General features: G+C 55.0%; 15 protein-coding genes. All 15 read left to right on the forward strand.

The genetic code is table 11. The annotated features are described in order from the left end of the window. The first annotated feature begins 130 nt into the window (after positions 1-130). Positions 131-349, forward strand: coding sequence for a hypothetical protein (locus STTU_RS35185; RefSeq protein ID WP_234019130.1), 219 nt, complete (start codon positions 131-133; stop codon positions 347-349). Positions 350-360: 11 nt separating this feature from the next. Beyond that, complete coding sequence (locus tag STTU_RS32140) at positions 361-924, forward strand: hypothetical protein (protein ID WP_234019131.1); 564 nt, start codon at positions 361-363, stop codon at positions 922-924. Between the two features lie 37 nt (positions 925-961). Continuing rightward, the gene (locus STTU_RS32145) at positions 962-2,002 is read left to right on the forward strand and encodes a phage terminase family protein (protein ID WP_234019132.1); all 1,041 of its coding nucleotides are present in this window, start codon (positions 962-964) and stop codon (positions 2,000-2,002) included. 15 nt (positions 2,003-2,017) lie between these two features. Beyond that, the gene (locus STTU_RS32640; protein ID WP_078518911.1) at positions 2,018-3,454 is read left to right on the forward strand and encodes a phage portal protein; all 1,437 of its coding nucleotides are present in this window, start codon (positions 2,018-2,020) and stop codon (positions 3,452-3,454) included. A gap of 44 nt (positions 3,455-3,498) precedes the next feature. Continuing rightward, on the forward strand, positions 3,499-4,029 hold the full coding sequence (locus STTU_RS03845; RefSeq protein ID WP_043254028.1) for a hypothetical protein: 531 nt from the start codon (positions 3,499-3,501) through the stop codon (positions 4,027-4,029). A gap of 17 nt (positions 4,030-4,046) precedes the next feature. Further along, positions 4,047-5,144, forward strand: coding sequence for a hypothetical protein (locus STTU_RS34515; protein ID WP_158678771.1), 1,098 nt, complete (start codon positions 4,047-4,049; stop codon positions 5,142-5,144). Between the two features lie 47 nt (positions 5,145-5,191). Beyond that, complete coding sequence (locus tag STTU_RS32645; RefSeq protein ID WP_234019133.1) at positions 5,192-5,536, forward strand: phage head-tail connector protein; 345 nt, start codon at positions 5,192-5,194, stop codon at positions 5,534-5,536. A 327-nt stretch (positions 5,537-5,863) separates the two neighbouring features. After that, positions 5,864-6,211 carry a hypothetical protein gene (locus STTU_RS34520; protein ID WP_007819985.1) on the forward strand — a complete coding sequence of 116 codons (348 nt, stop codon included), beginning with the start codon at positions 5,864-5,866 and terminating at the stop codon, positions 6,209-6,211. A 416-nt stretch (positions 6,212-6,627) separates the two neighbouring features. Continuing rightward, complete coding sequence (locus STTU_RS32155) at positions 6,628-7,245, forward strand: hypothetical protein (protein ID WP_234019134.1); 618 nt, start codon at positions 6,628-6,630, stop codon at positions 7,243-7,245. Between the two features lie 76 nt (positions 7,246-7,321). After that, positions 7,322-7,609 carry a hypothetical protein gene (locus tag STTU_RS34525; RefSeq protein ID WP_007819986.1) on the forward strand — a complete coding sequence of 96 codons (288 nt, stop codon included), beginning with the start codon at positions 7,322-7,324 and terminating at the stop codon, positions 7,607-7,609. Positions 7,610-7,776: 167 nt separating this feature from the next. Continuing rightward, positions 7,777-8,019 (forward strand): hypothetical protein, encoded by a 243-nt coding sequence (locus STTU_RS32160; RefSeq protein ID WP_234019135.1) that lies wholly within the window; start codon positions 7,777-7,779, stop codon positions 8,017-8,019. 12 nt (positions 8,020-8,031) lie between these two features. Further along, the gene (locus STTU_RS35190) at positions 8,032-12,603 is read left to right on the forward strand and encodes a transglycosylase SLT domain-containing protein (protein WP_007819987.1); all 4,572 of its coding nucleotides are present in this window, start codon (positions 8,032-8,034) and stop codon (positions 12,601-12,603) included. A gap of 206 nt (positions 12,604-12,809) precedes the next feature. Then, on the forward strand, positions 12,810-13,616 hold the full coding sequence (locus tag STTU_RS32165; protein ID WP_234019136.1) for a phage tail domain-containing protein: 807 nt from the start codon (positions 12,810-12,812) through the stop codon (positions 13,614-13,616). A gap of 42 nt (positions 13,617-13,658) precedes the next feature. Beyond that, on the forward strand, positions 13,659-14,864 hold the full coding sequence (locus tag STTU_RS03860) for a siphovirus ReqiPepy6 Gp37-like family protein (protein ID WP_234019137.1): 1,206 nt from the start codon (positions 13,659-13,661) through the stop codon (positions 14,862-14,864). 2 nt (positions 14,865-14,866) lie between these two features. Further along, positions 14,867-15,931, forward strand: coding sequence for a hypothetical protein (locus STTU_RS34530; protein ID WP_043254033.1), 1,065 nt, complete (start codon positions 14,867-14,869; stop codon positions 15,929-15,931). Positions 15,932-16,147 lie beyond the last annotated feature (216 nt).

The following is a 16,147-nucleotide window of genomic DNA, read 5'->3' on the forward strand; positions in this document are numbered from 1 at the left end:
GAGCATGGGCCAAGAGCCCCGCGCACTCCCCCGGGCCCTGGGGATCAAAACCACGGGGGCTACGCGGTTCTGGAGGACGTGGGCCGCGTCCACGCAGGCTCAGCAGTGGCTAGAGACTGATTGGGCTGAGTTGGAAATTACAACCAAGTTGGTTGACGCTTTTTACCTGGGCGACGTTAAACATGCTGCGGAGATTCGCCAGCGGGTAGCCAAATGGGGTGCGACGGTTGAAGATCGCGCGCGTCTGCGTATGGCCGTAAAAACCGATGAAACAAAAGACTCCGGCGAACCGGAGGCTAATTCTGATGCTGCTCTAGACGAGGAGCTTTTTAACCTTTTGAGTGAATAGAGGTAGTGCCCATGCAGACAGGTAATCTGCCCGCAGGGGTGCCAAAACCTTCTGAAACTCTCGGTTATGGGATCATCCGTTGGGCTCAGAAATACATTGTGCAGCCGGACGGAGACACGGCGGGCGAGCCATGGAAATTCACTCCGGAACAATTGCGTTTTGTTTTGTGGTTCTACGCCATCAACCCTGATGGCACTTGGAAGTACAGTGCCGGGACTCTCCGTAGAGCTAAGGGTTGGGGTAAAACACCCCTGCTTGCCGCTCTTGCTATTACGGAGTTCATCGGCCCCAGTCGTTTCAACGGCTTTGATGCCTTCGGGCTTCCAAAGGCGAAGCGAGTCCCCCTTCCTGTTGTGCAGGTTGGCGCTACGGCTCTTGACCAGACGGAACAGACCATGGACTTTATTCGCGGTCTCTTGTCTGAGTCGCCAGCGGAAAAAGAGTATGGCCTAGAGATCACTAAATCTACGGTGCAGTTCAAAAGTGGCAAGCCCGGCAGCATTAAGCCTAGGGCTACTGCTGGACGCACCAACGAGGGGAATCGCCCGACCTTTGTTCGGGCCCCGATGGGTTAATTCCTGTCGGGGCCCGGACGGTACGTGATTCGTACTCATGGATGAGGTGCACCACTGGATTTCAACCAATGGGGGTCCTGATTTCTATCAGGTGCTCAAGCGAAATGTTGAAAAAACCGCTAAGGCCGGTAGTCGCTGGGTCACTACTACAAACGCATATAACCCGAATGAGGATTCCGTTGCCCAGGCTATTCACGAGTCTGAAATGGTTCTCCAGGGGCATTGGCTGTACGACTGCCTAGAAGGCTCAATCGATGTCAGCCAGCTCCGGAATACTGAGGCGGTTCGACAGGCCCTCCTAGAGGCGTATGGAGATGCTTCGTGGGCGGACATTGAGGGTCTGACTAAGACCATTCTGTTTGACCGTACGACCCCCGACAGCACCTACCTTCGCTTCTTTTTTAACGCTATTGCTGAATCCTCCGATGGGTGGATGTCAAAGGGCTCCTGGGACCTGTGTCAGGTCGATAAGGGTAATGACCCAATCAAACCGGGTGATCAGATAGCGATTGGTTTTGACGGTTCAGTCCGAGGGGACGCGACTGGGATTGTGGGCGTCCGCCTGCGTGACGCCAAGCTGTTTGTGATTGGCCTTTGGGAACGACCGGAAAAGGCGCCTGAGGATTGGGAAGTTGATGTGCTCGCCGTTGAAGCGGCGGTCATCAACGCTTTTGCAACATACAGGGTTGAGTGGATGTATGGCGATCCTCCCTATTGGCAGGAAGCGCTAGGCCGTTGGGCTATTCGCTTCAATCGTCGCGGGGAAGACCGTGTATTTGAGTTCTGGACCAATAAAGCAACACGGATGGTTCAGGCGATTGAGCGTTTCCATTCTGCTGTGATGGTTCAGGAGTTGTCCCACGAAGGGGACAAAAAACTTACTCAGCATGTCCTTAACGCTGTGACTCGGGAGGTTCCCGCCGGTACTGAAACCGGCGTCCTGATCCAGAAGGATTCCCCTCGCAGTAAACGCAAAATTGACCTTGCTGTTTGCGCCGTGCTCGCTATTGAGGCGAGGGCGGACGCTATTGCAGACGGACGCATGACGGTGAAAAGGAGACGCGTAGCGGGATTCTAATGAAAGCGAGACCTCATGATTATTCCTCCTGGTGGCTATAATGCCGTTGGGCCCCCTCAGAACCCTCAGGATTGGCTAGCCTATTTGTACGGCAGGCTTCCCGGTCCCGGAGATCAGATTCACCAGTACATCAAGTATTACGACGGGGATCAGCAAAAGTTTGCCTTTTCGCAAGCTAAATACAAGTCTGCCTTTCGTGGTGTTTTTGAGACGTGGCGGGACAACTTCTGCGGAACAATCCTAGATTCGACTAACGAGCGTCTACACGTTGAAGGTTTCCGGCTTCCTGGAACTGGGACCGATCAAGACGCTCGCGAGTTCTGGCAGCGATCCTCCATGGATTCGTTTTCCAGTGCTGTGCACCTTGACGCCCTTATCACTGGAAAGTCTTTTGTGCTGGTGTGGGCGGACAAGAAGGGCGAGCCCATTATTACGCCCGTTTCCTCGCAGGAAATGGTCGTTCAGTACAAGCCGGGGTCACTCACTGAGCTAGAAGCCGCTGCGCGTTTCTACATGGATTCCTGGGGCCGTCAGATGGTCACCCTGTGGACTGAGGAATACGTCTATGAGGTCCCTTTTGGAAAGACGGAATGGGAGTCGGGCACTAAGCGGCCCAATCCTCTGAACGTCGTTCCCGTGGTGCCATTTTACAACCGGGCCCGTCTTGGTGGGGCTCCGATGTCGGACCTGCAAAATGTGATTCCGATTCAGGATGCCATCAACAAAACGCTTATGGATGCCCTCACCACTAGTGAGGCAGCGGCTTTTCCCCTGCGTACTGTCACAGGTCTGGAAATTCAGCTAGACGATGCTGGAAACCCCATTCAGCCTTTTGATTCTGGGGCAGACAAAATCCTCCAGGCTGAGGACCCACAAGCCAAGTTCGGCACCCTAGAAGCCGCTGACTTGGGTAACTACGCCATACTTATTGGCGTTTTGCTACAGCACCTTGGCGCAATTTCCCGCACTCCCCCACATTATTTTTTGGTCAATGGTGGTTCTGCGCCTTCTGGTGAGTCGATCCTAGGGGCCGAGGCGGGGCTAGTTGCCAAGGTGAAAGAACGGATGCTCCATTTTGGTGAGTGCTGGGAGCGAGTTATTCGGCTTTGCTTCGCTGTGAAAAATGACGATAGGCGAAATGCTTTCGACATGGAAACACAGTGGCGTGACCCTGAATACCGCACTGAGGCTCAGCATATTGATGCACTTCTGAAAATGAAACAGCTCAACGTTCCGGAGGAGTTCCTTTGGGCTGAGGCTGGTTTCACTGCCACTCAGATAGCCATGTTTCGCGAAATGCGCAAACAGGATGCTAAGGCTGAGGCGGCGATACAAAGGATTCTTCCGCAGCCGCAGGCTGGTTTGAACCCTGCGGCCGCAAAGACCCCAGCGGATAAACCACCTCCTTCTAATTCTGGTAACGCGAACCGGAAAATCAATGAGCGAAAGTAACGGCGCGCCGAAATGGGGTGCCCTTCCGAAATGGAAAACACACTATGGCAGATGACATCAAGGACCCGAACTCTCCTCCTCCTGCTGGCAAGACGCTGGAAGAGCAGATTGCCGAACTGACAACGGAACGGGATAAGTGGAAAAACCTTTCCCGTTCCAATGAGGACAAGTTCAAGGCTGCTTCTCAGGAGCGTGACCAGCTCCGCGACTCCGGTAAGTCCGACCTTGAAAAGGCCATTGAGGCCGCTCGGGACGAGGCTAAGAAAGCCGTTCGGGCTGAGCTGACCCCGGATCTTGTTAAGGCGGAGATTCAGACTCAGGCCGCTAAAGCTGGCGTCAATGTCCCGCTTGAGTATCTGGACGTGAGTCGCTTCATCAGTGATGAGGGCAAGCCGGATGCGGAGAAGGTCAAGAGCCTAATTGAGTCGATGCCTAAGCCTGCCGAGAAGCAGGCGGTTACGGAATTCCCGAACATTCAGGGAGCCGGTCACCAGTCCCCCGCAGGGGGCAACGAAATCACTTCTATGGACCCCAATGAGCTTGCAGACCTTATTGCTGGGGGTCGTTTTCTCTAATACGGAGGGCATAACCTATGGCTGATCCCACTACGCATCACTTTAATCTTGACCCGAAACAGGTCACTATTGCCGCGCTTGGCCTCCTTGACCGGCAGCTAACCCTAGGCGGCATTCCCGCCCGGTACTCTGAGCTGAACTTTACCGGCGGTATCGGTGACACGATTAACGTCAATCGGGAATCGCGAGGGATTCCCGTTCAGGCGTCCGGCATTTCGGCTCCCATTCAGAATCCGATTAAGGGTGATAAGAATCTACTTGCTGCGGCCTCGGACCGTCCACTACCAACTGTGGATCGCCGGGCCCCTAATGGGTTCATCAATGAAACCCGATTCCCTGTGGTTCTTACTACCCTTGCGCAGAACGCAACTACCCTTTCCATGGAACAGGTTGCCTTTGACCTCAAGCAGTTTGGATCTCAGGTTCTTTCGAAGCTCACTCGCGGTTTTGCCGAATATTTTGACGACACTACAGCCGAGTTTATCAAGGCCAACGTGACCCGTAACGGTCTTACGGCAGCGCAGAAAAAGGCCGTTGGTGGTGACATTGCGGTTACCATTCCGACTTCTGATGGCACTGCTGCGAATATGTCTCAGCGTGCGCTAGGCATTCGTACCGCGCTTGTCGATGCTCGCATGGCTATGAATCTCGCCCTTGTTCCCGCGTCTGAGCGATTCCTCATTGCGGGTCCTGAGGTTGAGGCAATTCTACTCAAGGACCCTGAATTTGTGGCAGTGGATTACAGCGGTGACACAAACGCCCTTCGCCGGGCGATCGTTGGCCGTATCTACGGCTTTGACATTGTGATTCACAATAGCTTCGGTCTTGAAATGTACCTCTTCCACAAGAGTGCGCTTCTTATTGCGTCTGTCTGTCCTGCTATTCCGATGGGTGCCGTAACTGGCTCTCTCCAGGACATCAACGGTATCGCTACCCGAATGCTCGTGGATTACGACTACGGGAAAAAGGCAGACACTATCGGCCTCGACACCATGTATGGCTTCGCCACCATCAAGGAGGACCCCGCCTATTCCGTGCGAGGCACCCTGATTGGCGAACAGTTTGTTCGTGGCCTCAAGGTCTCGATTACTGAGCAGGCCCCTTCGGGTAGCTGATGCCCTTTCCTGCCTCTTGGGGGGAGGGTGATTTGATTATTGCAACTGTGGATGATGTGGCCGCCCGTTTGGGGCGGCCCATTGAAGATGATGAAAAGGCACGCGTCCAAGCGTTTCTTGATGATGCTACGGCTTACGCTGATGACTACTGTGGTGGCAATCTCGCGGACAGATTTCCGGTGATTCCCGCAGGACTCAAAGCGGCGGTATGTGCCGAGGTCATTCGATGGCTTGCTGTGGCCCCTGGGGTCTCCCGGGAAAAAGTCGGGGATATTGAGACCGAATTCTCTGGGGCTTCCACGGTGCAGACCCTCTCCCCTGCTGGCAGGGCTGCCCTCCGACGCTACCGGCGTCAGCTCGGCGTGATCGACCTGCGCTTTGGGGGGTGCTGATGAGGCACTTCACGGATCGACTGGCCGCCTACAGGGCCGCACAGGCCGCTGAGGGGCCGTACGCCAGGGCTAGGGACTGGACCAGCCCGCAACTGCTCTGGGAGGGCCTGGGGTGCGTTCAGGGGGACCGGACTTTTGACTACCGGTCCCCTGAGCGTGCCACAGCACAAGAGCGGCTACGTATTTACCTGCCTGTCTCAGCCGAAATGGTTACTGCTCAGGATCGCATTCTTTATCTAGGCCGTTGGTTCGAGGTTGAGGGCGATCCTATGCCGTTCTTGCATACATCGCTTCGGCACTACCGGGTGAAGGCTTGGAGGGTCACTAGTGGCTGATGCCGAGTTCACGTTTTCCAAAGGATGGGAAACGGAAGTATTTCGCTCAGAATATGCGCGTGAAGCTGTTGCCGTTCACACAGCCGACATTATGAAGCTCTCTATTGCCAATGCTCCCCGGGGGAGTTTTAAGCGAGATAACTGGAATGCGATTCGGAAAAGCATTTCCATGAGTCTTGATAAGTCGCTCAAGGGCTGGCACGGAAACGTGATCATTGAGGATAACGAAAAGGTTCGTCACGCGCTCTTGCAGGAGGGTGGTTACAGGGACCCGAAGGGCCGTCGCCATCCTGGAAGGCACTATCTCAAAAAGGCTTTGGAGAGGGCGAGGATTGAATGAGGTTTGACCCTGTTGCAATCGCTCAGAAATTCCTACAGTCCTCGCAGGGGGTTAACTCGGATTCCGTTATCGGGGACATGAACCTTCGGGAATCCGGAGACACTACTATTTATCTTGAACACTCCGGCGGGTTTCGCCTCGTTCGTGACAGGATGGACCGAGCAGATATCGAGTACAACGTTTATCACGTTGACAGGGGCGAGGCCCTTGAGCTTGCGCTTATTGTTTCGACACTGTTTCTCGAACAGGCGCCCGGAAGGGTAGTTGACTCGGCTCAGATTCTAGACGTGGCAGAAATTTCCTCACCCCGGTACTTTCCGGATTCCACTTCCCGAGAGCATATGTACGGTGGGGAACTGACCCTTTTCCTGACAGGGGCGTAAGCCTGAATATTTTTTAATGCCCTTGGAGGGCCTATGAGTAATGACGCTAAGCAGATTCGTTTTGCCCCTAACGGGGCTCTGTATGTGGCTACTGGTGAGGCCACTCCCCCGGTAGACGTTGATGGTGCGCCAACCGGGTATCAGGATCTAGGTTATGCCGATGAAGGCGGTGTGACTATCACGCCGAGTATTACCACCAATCCGGTCAATGCATGGCAGAGTGCCGTACCCGTTCTCTATAACGTGACTGCGGCTGCCTTTCAGATCAAAGCGACAATGATTCAGTTCAATAAGCTGACCACGGAACTTTTCTTCGGCTCTGAATGGAAGGCCGTTGAGGGCAAGACTGGCCTGTATCGGCTTGACCTGAGTTCGAATCCAGCTCTTAAGGAAATTTCCCTAGTGGTGGATTGGTATGACGCTTCTGTGAAGTATCGTGCGGTGATTTCCCGGGCGATGATTTCTGATCGTGGAGCTATTCAGCTACAGCGTGCCGAGAACGGCAAGTTTGAACTGACCTTTGACGCGCTCGATGCGGGCGGCAATCTTGGCTACGTGCTCACAAATGACGCTTCTGTGTCCGATGGCACAGAGGACAGTGGGACGCAGGGTCTAGCGGCCCCGCAGACTCAGAGTCTCAAGAAATCCTGACGGAATCCCTTGCCGGGGAGGGATCATAGTCCCCGGCCTTCTCTCTCGCTAAATACCCCTGCCCTATGGAGAATCCATGCCCCCTGCCAAAAAGACTGCTTCCGCTCCGTCCGCCCCACTTGAGGCCGAGACGGAAGACAAGCCCACCTATTTTGATCACGCCGGAATCACTTTCGAGGTTCCCGCCCCACTCGACATGCCTCTAGAACTGCTTCTTGTTGACGACGAGCTGAAAGCCGCTTCGGTCATTGTTGGTGAAGCCAAATGGCTTGAGTACCTGGCCACTCGTCCGACTATCCGAGATTTTCAGGTGTTCATGGACAAGCTTTCGGAGGCTCAGGGCGGCGAAGACACGGGAAACTGACAGCGACAGCCGCTGTAATCAACGAATTCAGGGATGAGCTTGAGGCAGACCTACTAGAGTTCTTTGGCCTTGACCTTCTCGATTTGTGGCGGCGGCGGCTGTCTTTCCGCCGTATTGGAGTGGCAATAAAGTCCCTACTCAAAAAGCCGGGACGTTCTACTCTTTTGATGGCCATGGACGCATCAGCTTCATGGTCTGTGGAATCCCATATTCTTGCTCGCGTTTACGACGCGCAAGAAGCGAATAATTATTACTTCCTCAAGGCCAACATTTCCGCTGGTACGGATTTGGATGCGCCAATGCCTCTCCCTCGTCCAGGAGATCCCGAGGAGGAACCCCCCATTCCTGCCAATGAATTTGCCTCCGGGAATGAGGTTGCAACGTTCTTCCAAACCATGAGTGCCTTGTAAGGAGGGCCCTAGATGGCTATTTCTGCTGGTGGGCCCATCAAAGTGGGGTCGGGTTATGTAGACGTATTCCTCAAGATAGATCAGAAGACCAAAGCCGAGTTCCGTAAGACTCTGGTCTCCACTCTCGAAAAGACTGGCCTGGAAGCGGGCAAAGCATTCGCCAAGGCTGCCGGAAAGGGTTTTGAAACTCTTCCGACGGAAGTGAAGAAGGCCGCTAAAAAGACCTCCGCCGCTGTGGAGAAAGAGGCCAAGGACACTAAAAGTGCGCTTGCTCGTATTGAAGCGGCTATCACCAAAGAGTACGGCAAAGAAGCTGCCAAGCGATTCAAGGAAGCGCGACAACTTGAACAGGAGAAACGCTCTCTTGTGGAAGGTACGTCCGCCGCCACCCGTACGGCCATCAAAGCGACCGTACAGGCTGAGGAGAGGGCGGCTCGTGACGCTGCTACCCGCTGGCAGACCTCTGAGCGATCCCGGATCAGGCTCATACAGCAGAGGGAGCGTGAGGCCGTCCAGGCGGAGCGTGCTGCCACGGCGGAGGCCCGCCGCGAGCTGGCGGCCCAGGCCGCTGCTCAGCGCCAGGCCGAGGCAGAACGACGGGCGGAGATACGCCGGACGGCAGTAGCCCAGCAGGCTGCCGCACGGGCGTCCCTACGGACACAGCTCGATGCGGCTACAGCGATTGCCGCGACCAACCGGCAGCAGATCCAGAGTCACCGACGCCTGATCACGCAGGTAACCCGCCCTACGACCGATGCCGTGAACAAGTGGACTAAGGCATTTGAGGGCGGGGCAGAGGGCCTGCACAAGGTCGGGACGAACGCCGTTGAGGCGGGCAACCTCGTCCGTGACAAACTCCTTGCTCCGCTCGCTCTTGTTTCTGCGGCAATCACAACGATTGGTGTCAAGTCCGCTGACATGATGATTCAGTCTCAGACTGGACTCAAGGGCATGGGCGTCAATACTCCTGACATTAACGAAATGCTCAAGGAGATGACGCAGTACGGTATTGCTACTCCGTATTCTGTCAATGACATGCTTATGTACGGCACGCGTTATGTGCGTGCCAATGCGTCCCACTCAGAGGACTTTAATTCGTCTAATCCCGCACGCCAGAGCAAGGGCTCTCACGCTGTAACTCAGCGGGCTAATGACATGGTGAAAATGATTGGTGACTCAGCCGCTTTTGGTGGCATCACCGATCCGAACATGGTGAGCCAGGGCCTTTATGCCCTTGAGGTTATTCAGGATATGGGTCGCGCTCCTCTGCGAAACGTGAAGCAGCTTGAGCGTGCAACGGGTATCCCCGCTCAGAACATTGCCCAGCTCATGGGTTTCCGTGATAGGCCGTACACGGCGTCTGAACTGAAAAAAATGCGAGCTTCCGATAAGAAGCGGGGGGTTTCACGAACTCTTCCCACAGATTATGAGGCTTCTGCTCAGCTCATGGATTTCATGGCGAATGCCAAAGAGACCGGGGGCCTGAGCGGTGAACAGCTCATTGATGCTCTGCTACGGCACTGGGAAGATCCCGAATCCGGCATTAAGGGCTCTGCGGCTCGCATGGGTTCGGCTACCATCTCTGGTCGCATTCAACAGATGCAGGAAGGTGCTCAATACCGTCTTGGGCAGCTCTTTTATAAAGAGGGCAAGGACGGCACCTTTGAGTACACGGGTCTTGGCGAAAAGATCATGGGCAAGAAGACGCCCCAGTATTCATATGACCGGAAGGGCGAGAAAACCCTAGACGGCTACACGTATGAGGGCGGGTATCTACAGCAGATTCAGGAGGAGGGAAAGAAGCTTCTCCCTGGTCTGGTGAAACTAACGGAAGTCTCGTTTGAGGTTGCCGACACGTTCATGGAGATGATTGCCTGGATAACCGACTTCGGTAAGAGCCATTCCAGTTGGGCCAAGTTCGCCCTGACTGTTGCTAAATGGGTTGCCATTGTGACTCCATTCCTCATCGCAATTGGTCTCTTCACGAAACTTCTTGGGAAGTTCGGAAAAATGATTACGCCCGTTGTTTCGGGTGGGGCCAGGGCTGCCCGAGGTGCTACACGAGTCGCGAGGCAGGTTAATACCGGTCTGGCCTCTCGGCAGGCCGGGGGCACGTTCCGTGAGGGGTACAGGACCCGCAGGCAGACATTGCGCAACGGTGATGACCGAAGCATTGCACGCAGAACCGTGGACAGTGTTACGGGTCAGAATTCTCAGGTTGACAGGCTCCGTCAGGAGATTCAGAGGCTTGAGGATGAGATCAAGGATACGAATGATCGTAGTGCTGAACTGCGTCGCTCTATTCGAGCCCTTGACGGGGAACACCTCAACCAGCTAATCCGGCAGCTCAGCGGCAGCGGAGATAGCTCAGTGAGTGGCGCTAGCCGTCAGGCGGCGAACTCCGTCTCTGATGTCCGTACTGAGGTACGGCAGGCCAATTCTGCGAGCCTTGCTGCGATCCGTGATCAGCTCCAGGAAACGTACGCGAAAGCGGACACTCTAACTCGCAAGCTGAGGGATTCCGAGCAGCAGATTAAGGCGCTTGATTCACGCAAGCTGGGAAGCCTACGTGAACAGCAGGTCAAGACCACCACCAATCAGGTTGAGAAACTGGCGGGTGCGATTCGTTCTGCCGAGACCGCTGTAAAGGATCTCAACAAGAAATCGTTGACAGCTCTGCGTAAACATTTCACGGACACTACTTCCGCAGTCAATAAGACGACTAAGGCCGTTAAAAGTCTGTCGGATGCCGTGAACACCCTCAAGGCCAAGAGCCTCAAGGCTCTCCGGGATTGGTTCGACAAGGTTACTTCGGCAGCTAACAAGGCGAGCAAAACGATTGGCACTAAGGGGGGCACGTCTTCTCTTAATGGCAGGGTTTCCACTCTGTCTAAGCAGTCGCTAACTGGGCTCAATAAGTCGATGGACACTCTTGGGGATCGCCTCTCCAGGGCTAAGAAGGAAGCTTCCGAGCTGAATACTCAGCTTGGGAACATTTCGAAGCATGGGGGTGGCTCTTCCTCCGGGGGGTCTAAGAAGTCCAAAAAGAAGAAGGCTCGCGGCGGCGTAATGAAAGCCTCTGACGTTGATAGCGTCGGAGTCCTGCCAGGTTATTCACCTTGGGTAGACAGTATTCCCGCTGTCCTCTCCCCTGGCGAGGCTGTACTACGCCCTGAGGTAACTCAGGCTATTGGGCCAGGAACCATTAACGCATGGAATGCGATGGCTGTACGCGGTCAGATATCCCGTTACGCACGTGGTGGTGTCGCTGGGAAACTGGGTTTGGATCAGATTCGGGAATGGATGGACTTCACGAACGTGGGGCCGTTGGTTTCCTCTGCCTTCCAGACCATGACCATGGACAGTACCTCCAATGCTCTCGGCGGAGACATTCAGTCCGGGATCATCGGAACGGGTACAGATGCCGCCCATTACGAGGGATCTGCATTCTCTGGGAAAACGCGACAGGGTTACGACTTCTTCACCGACGACATTTGGAAGCTTCTTCGGAGGGTTCCGACCATTATTGGCCAGGCCGCTGGTGTTGTTGGTGGTACCTTCGCCCCGGTTTCGAAAGAGTATTTTTGGGATGATGTCTGGAAAGGCTCGGGCAACATCTACGACCGAGGTCGTAAATACCTGGGGGATCTCTTCTCATGGAAGACGGTTAAGGGTGTCGGGTCTAACCTGTGGAATGGCCTTCGGGAATCCGCTGGTTCCCTGTGGACCATCGGTAAAACCCTCGTAACCGATCCCATGTCGCTAGTACAGGACTCTGTTAGTGGTATTTGGAGTGCTGTACAGGACTCGTATAACAACTATGCCGGGATGTTCAAATCCGTCAAGAGCGTAATTGATTCCCCGAAGGAGTATGCGAAGCAAGTTGCCGGGGATTTCATGGACACGGCGAAAGAAAATATGCCCAACACTAAGGGCCTATTTGATTTCGACAAGACAGACAAGCTTTCCGGCAAAATGCCTAACGGCAAGGCTCTTGACGCTGCGGGCAGTACGCCCGGGGGCGGCGGAAACGTTGAACGCTGGCGCCCTGTTGTTCTCAATGCTCTCAGTTCGCTAGGGCTTTCCAGCAAGTATGCCGATTTGGTGCTTCATCGCATTCAGGTGGAGTCTGGGGGCAACCCTCTAGCGGTCAACAACTGGGACATCAATGCCCGGAACGGCACACCGTCTAAGGGCCTCATGCAGACCATTCAGCCTACCTTTGATAGGTATGCGGGCCTGTATAAGGGGATGGGCATTTTCAACCCGCTAGCCAACATTTATGCCGGGCTTAACTATGCCCGGCATAGGTACAATTCGGGATGGACTAAAGCCCTGTCCGGCAATGCCGGGTATTGGATGGGCACCAAATCTGCGGCTCGTGGTTCCCGGGTAGTTGGGGAGAATGGCAGGGAAATCGTGGATTTCCAGGGCGGTGAACGCGTGTACAACAACGCTGAAACAGAGGCCCTGCTCAATGGGAAAAAGTATGAGATTCACGTTCATGAGGCTCGTAACGAGCCCACACCGCAGGCTGTAATGCGGGCTCTCCGACAGGCAGAGGCCCTATTCACTAAATTCTGAGGGGGCTTCACATGCCATTTCCTGTCCGGGCACGGGTGGTGGTACCTGAGGTAACGACGGTACCGCCACCCATTCCGGTCAACTGGAGTCACACCAGTGTTTCAATTGCTGGCAGGAACGGTCAGGGGGAGCCTATTTCCCTGACCGATTTCCGTGATCCCAGGTGGCCGGGCGTCATTATGCTTCCTGGGGCTACGGGGCTTGACATGCCTCCCCTGGCCCTGTTTTCGGATGAGAGTCCCAATCTCGATGGTGCGATCTTTCGTAACAGCCGTACGTCAAGCCGGGAAATCATGATTCCTGTTTACCTGCATGGAATTGACCGGCAGAGCATCAACGCACTTAAGCGCCAGTTCTTTCAGGCCCTCAACCCCGCGCGAGGTTATTGCGTGCTGTCCTTCACGGAAGGCAGTGGGGTAACTCGCCGGATTAACGCCTACTACAAAGGCGGGCTTGAGGGTAGTGAGGGCGAGGAGTCCGGATTTACGTTCACTCGTTATGGGCTCACGTTCACAGCTATGGAGCCATGGTTCTACGCGGATCAGGTCACATCCCAGCAATGGACGTTCGGAGACTCCGCAAAACCATTCCTGAGTTCCACCAGAGCCTTCCTACCACTACAGGTGGTGTCCGGGGTCCTCGGAGGGGACGGGGCTGCCAACGTAGTGATCCGCAATGATGGGGACATTGATGCGTGGCCTGTATGGGCCCTCACAGGCCCTGTCAAAAGCTTCTCCCTAGTGGGCCCTGACGGGGCCACCGTTGAGGCTCTAGCACGGGCTGACGGCTCCGATGTGGTGCCCTCTGGTAGGACGCTGACGATTGACACGCGGCCTGGGCACAAGACGGCTAGGGATGATCTTGGAGCTAACTTTTGGGATCGTCTTTCCACCAATCCGGTTTTCTGGGCTGTTGAGCCGGGCGAAACCCGGGCAACGGTAAATGTGGTAGCAGGGTCGGGGATGGCGTCTATTTCTTTGTCTTTTCGCCCACGATTCGCAAGCTACATCTGAGGGAGGGTTATGGGTTACCGAGTTGAGGTCATTGACCGAAACATGAGGCGTATCGGGGAGATCGATGAATGGATCTCTCTTGACTTTACAGTGCGACTTTGCGAGGAGGGCTCATGGCAGCTCCTCATCAAAGCGGGGACTACACAGGCTGAGCTAATCCAAAAGGGCGGGGGCATTGTTATTTGGCAGGATGGCGTTAACACGCCCCTTCTTTCCGGACAGGTAGACACCTTTCAGCTCTACTGGACGACCGTGCAGCACACAGGCCCAGGGTCCGTATACATTGCTGGTAAATGCCATAACACCCTCGCTTACCGACGCCTCGCCTTTCCCGACCCGTCCCGTTCTGCGGTAGACCAGTGGAAATCTTCTGTATCCTCCCGGGCTATCCCTGCCAGCACTGCGGCGGCGAAAATGATTTATGACGAGCTGAACAAGAGCATTGGGCCGGGGGCCGTAGCTGATCGAAGGGTTGCGGGGTTGAACCTCCAACCATCAAGCCTTACCAATAAGGGCATGGCGGATACGCTGCGATTCGATGAAGTCGGGGAAAAACTGGCTACCTGGTACGACACCACGGGTGTTGCTTACCGACTGATCTATAACGCTGAAACCCAACTTATTGATTTGGTGATCTTCCAGCCTCGCGACCTTTCTAAATCTGTTCGCCTGTCTCCTGAGCTTGGAAACCTGCGGGAATATATCTGGACTGTGTCAGCGCCTAAGGTGACTCGCGCCATTGTTGGATGTGATGGCGAGAATCAGGAGCGCTACTACTACCAGAAGATTGACACAGCATCGGAGGAAGAGTGGGGCTTGCAAATCGAAACCTTTGTTGACCGGCGAGACATTCAATTGAAGTGGGATATCCCTAACGGGAAGGTCGTTAAGTCCGACTCTGAAATGACCGATGCAGACTTTCAGGCCGCTAAGGATGCGGCCGTTGATGCTGCTACTTCCGCCCTCTCTGAGGGTGAGAAGAATGGTAACTTTCAGATTTACCCCATCGACACGGAAACTTGCCTGTTTGGCCGTGACTATTTCGTTGGCGATCGCATTACGGTCGCAATCAACGGAGTTGAATACGTAGACGTTGTGCGAGAGGTAACCATCTCTGTTGATGACGGTGGAAACGCTGTAGACGTTCACCCGAAGATCGGGGAACAGGGCTCCGGAGAGCCGTTGAATCTTTATGCGACGGTGGATGAACTCCGCAAGAAGTTGCGTCGCCTAGAAGCGAGGATGTAATTATGGCTGAAAACAGTTACCCGTTTGAAGCGGATAACGCCAACGGCGGTAAGGCGGTTGTTTCTCAGGCTCAGTGGCAATCGATGATGGCTCAGGCCCTAGGCGACCGAACTAACCTCCCGCTGCCTGCGGGTTCGTACTCGTCCGGGGATCTTCCCTTTAGAGTTTCCGTGACCAGTAGCCGCAAAATTACGGTGACTGAGGGGACGGTCACCGTGGGTGGATTCTTTTATGAACTCACAGAGCCCATGACCCTGACCGTTGCTGACAATCCTGGGGGCAACGACAGAAAAGACCTGCTGGTTGTGCGCCTGGATATGGCGAAATCGGCTGCGAACATGACCATTCTTCAAGGAACTGCTGCCGCATCACCTGTGGAGCCTCAGCCACGCAGGCAGCCAGGTGGCATCTGGGAATTTCCGATCATGGCAATCAATGCTCCCGCCAAAAACGGGGCTGTGACTGTCGCTAGCCGAGTTCTCTACCCTATGCCCGCTCCGGTGACGTCCCCTTGGAACACAAAAGACTCAGCTTACCTGGCCCCTAAGCATGGCTTTGTTTACGACCTTGACGGAAACCTGGACACTGGGAAAGCAATTCAGGTTGAGTTTTTCAACGGGGCTTCGGGTCCCACGATTACGCGTGACCTCACATACACACGTGCATACACACCAAGCATTCTGGGCACCTCTTCGCTTCCTGCTTCTTATCGTTCGGGGCGGTGGCGATGGATCGCCCCCGGAATTATTTGGTTCTCGGCTCAGGTCAAAAACGCCAACGATGGTGGGGCGATGCTGACCGGTTCGAACTGGCGGGCTGGTATCACCCTCCCAGTTGCCGCCAATGCGAACACTCAGATTGTTCACGGTTATGTAGCTAACAGCGGCAAGTCTGGGAATCTGCCAAACATGATGTCGGTAACGGCGTCCACAACCCCGAACTCTACGGCTCTCAATCTGATGGTTCCCAGTCCGACTACACCGACCGGGGGTCTGGATGGGATGCCCGGCTTTCCTGGTAATTCCCAATTTTTCATTTCGGGAGTGATCGAAACCAACACTATTTAAGGATTGGCTTTTATGGCACGTAATTCTTTTGGCGGCTCTGCCGCAGATGTCGCGGAGGACACGTCCGGGGCCAGGATTCCCGGGGCGGTAGGAACTGTGTGGGATGGGCCCACAGAGGGGGCCTCTCGGGTCCTTGACCTCCTGGACGGCCAGGGCGCCCCCATCGAGGAGCTGTCTGCGGACGCTGCGGGCATGGTCCCCGAGTTCTGGGGCCCT

It is taken from the genome of Streptomyces sp. Tu6071 (assembly GCF_000213055.1).
GTDB classification, from domain to species: domain Bacteria; phylum Actinomycetota; class Actinomycetes; order Streptomycetales; family Streptomycetaceae; genus Streptomyces; species Streptomyces evansiae.

Bases quoted from the DNA above. Each gene is read 5' to 3' on its own strand.
- STTU_RS32140 (WP_234019131.1), top strand. From the start codon at position 361: ATGCAGACAGGTAATCTGCCCGCAGGGGTGCCAAAACCTTCTGAAACT.
- STTU_RS32145 (WP_234019132.1), top strand. From the start codon at position 962: ATGGATGAGGTGCACCACTGGATTTCAACCAATGGGGGTCCTGATTTC.
- STTU_RS32640 (WP_078518911.1), top strand. From the start codon at position 2,018: ATGATTATTCCTCCTGGTGGCTATAATGCCGTTGGGCCCCCTCAGAAC.
- STTU_RS03845 (WP_043254028.1), top strand. From the start codon at position 3,499: ATGGCAGATGACATCAAGGACCCGAACTCTCCTCCTCCTGCTGGCAAG.
- STTU_RS34515 (WP_158678771.1), top strand. From the start codon at position 4,047: ATGGCTGATCCCACTACGCATCACTTTAATCTTGACCCGAAACAGGTC.
- STTU_RS32155 (WP_234019134.1), top strand. From the start codon at position 6,628: ATGAGTAATGACGCTAAGCAGATTCGTTTTGCCCCTAACGGGGCTCTG.
- STTU_RS34525 (WP_007819986.1), top strand. From the start codon at position 7,322: ATGCCCCCTGCCAAAAAGACTGCTTCCGCTCCGTCCGCCCCACTTGAG.
- STTU_RS32160 (WP_234019135.1), top strand. From the start codon at position 7,777: ATGGCCATGGACGCATCAGCTTCATGGTCTGTGGAATCCCATATTCTT.
- STTU_RS35190 (WP_007819987.1), top strand. From the start codon at position 8,032: ATGGCTATTTCTGCTGGTGGGCCCATCAAAGTGGGGTCGGGTTATGTA.
- STTU_RS32165 (WP_234019136.1), top strand. From the start codon at position 12,810: ATGCCTCCCCTGGCCCTGTTTTCGGATGAGAGTCCCAATCTCGATGGT.
- STTU_RS03860 (WP_234019137.1), top strand. From the start codon at position 13,659: ATGAGGCGTATCGGGGAGATCGATGAATGGATCTCTCTTGACTTTACA.
- STTU_RS34530 (WP_043254033.1), top strand. From the start codon at position 14,867: ATGGCTGAAAACAGTTACCCGTTTGAAGCGGATAACGCCAACGGCGGT.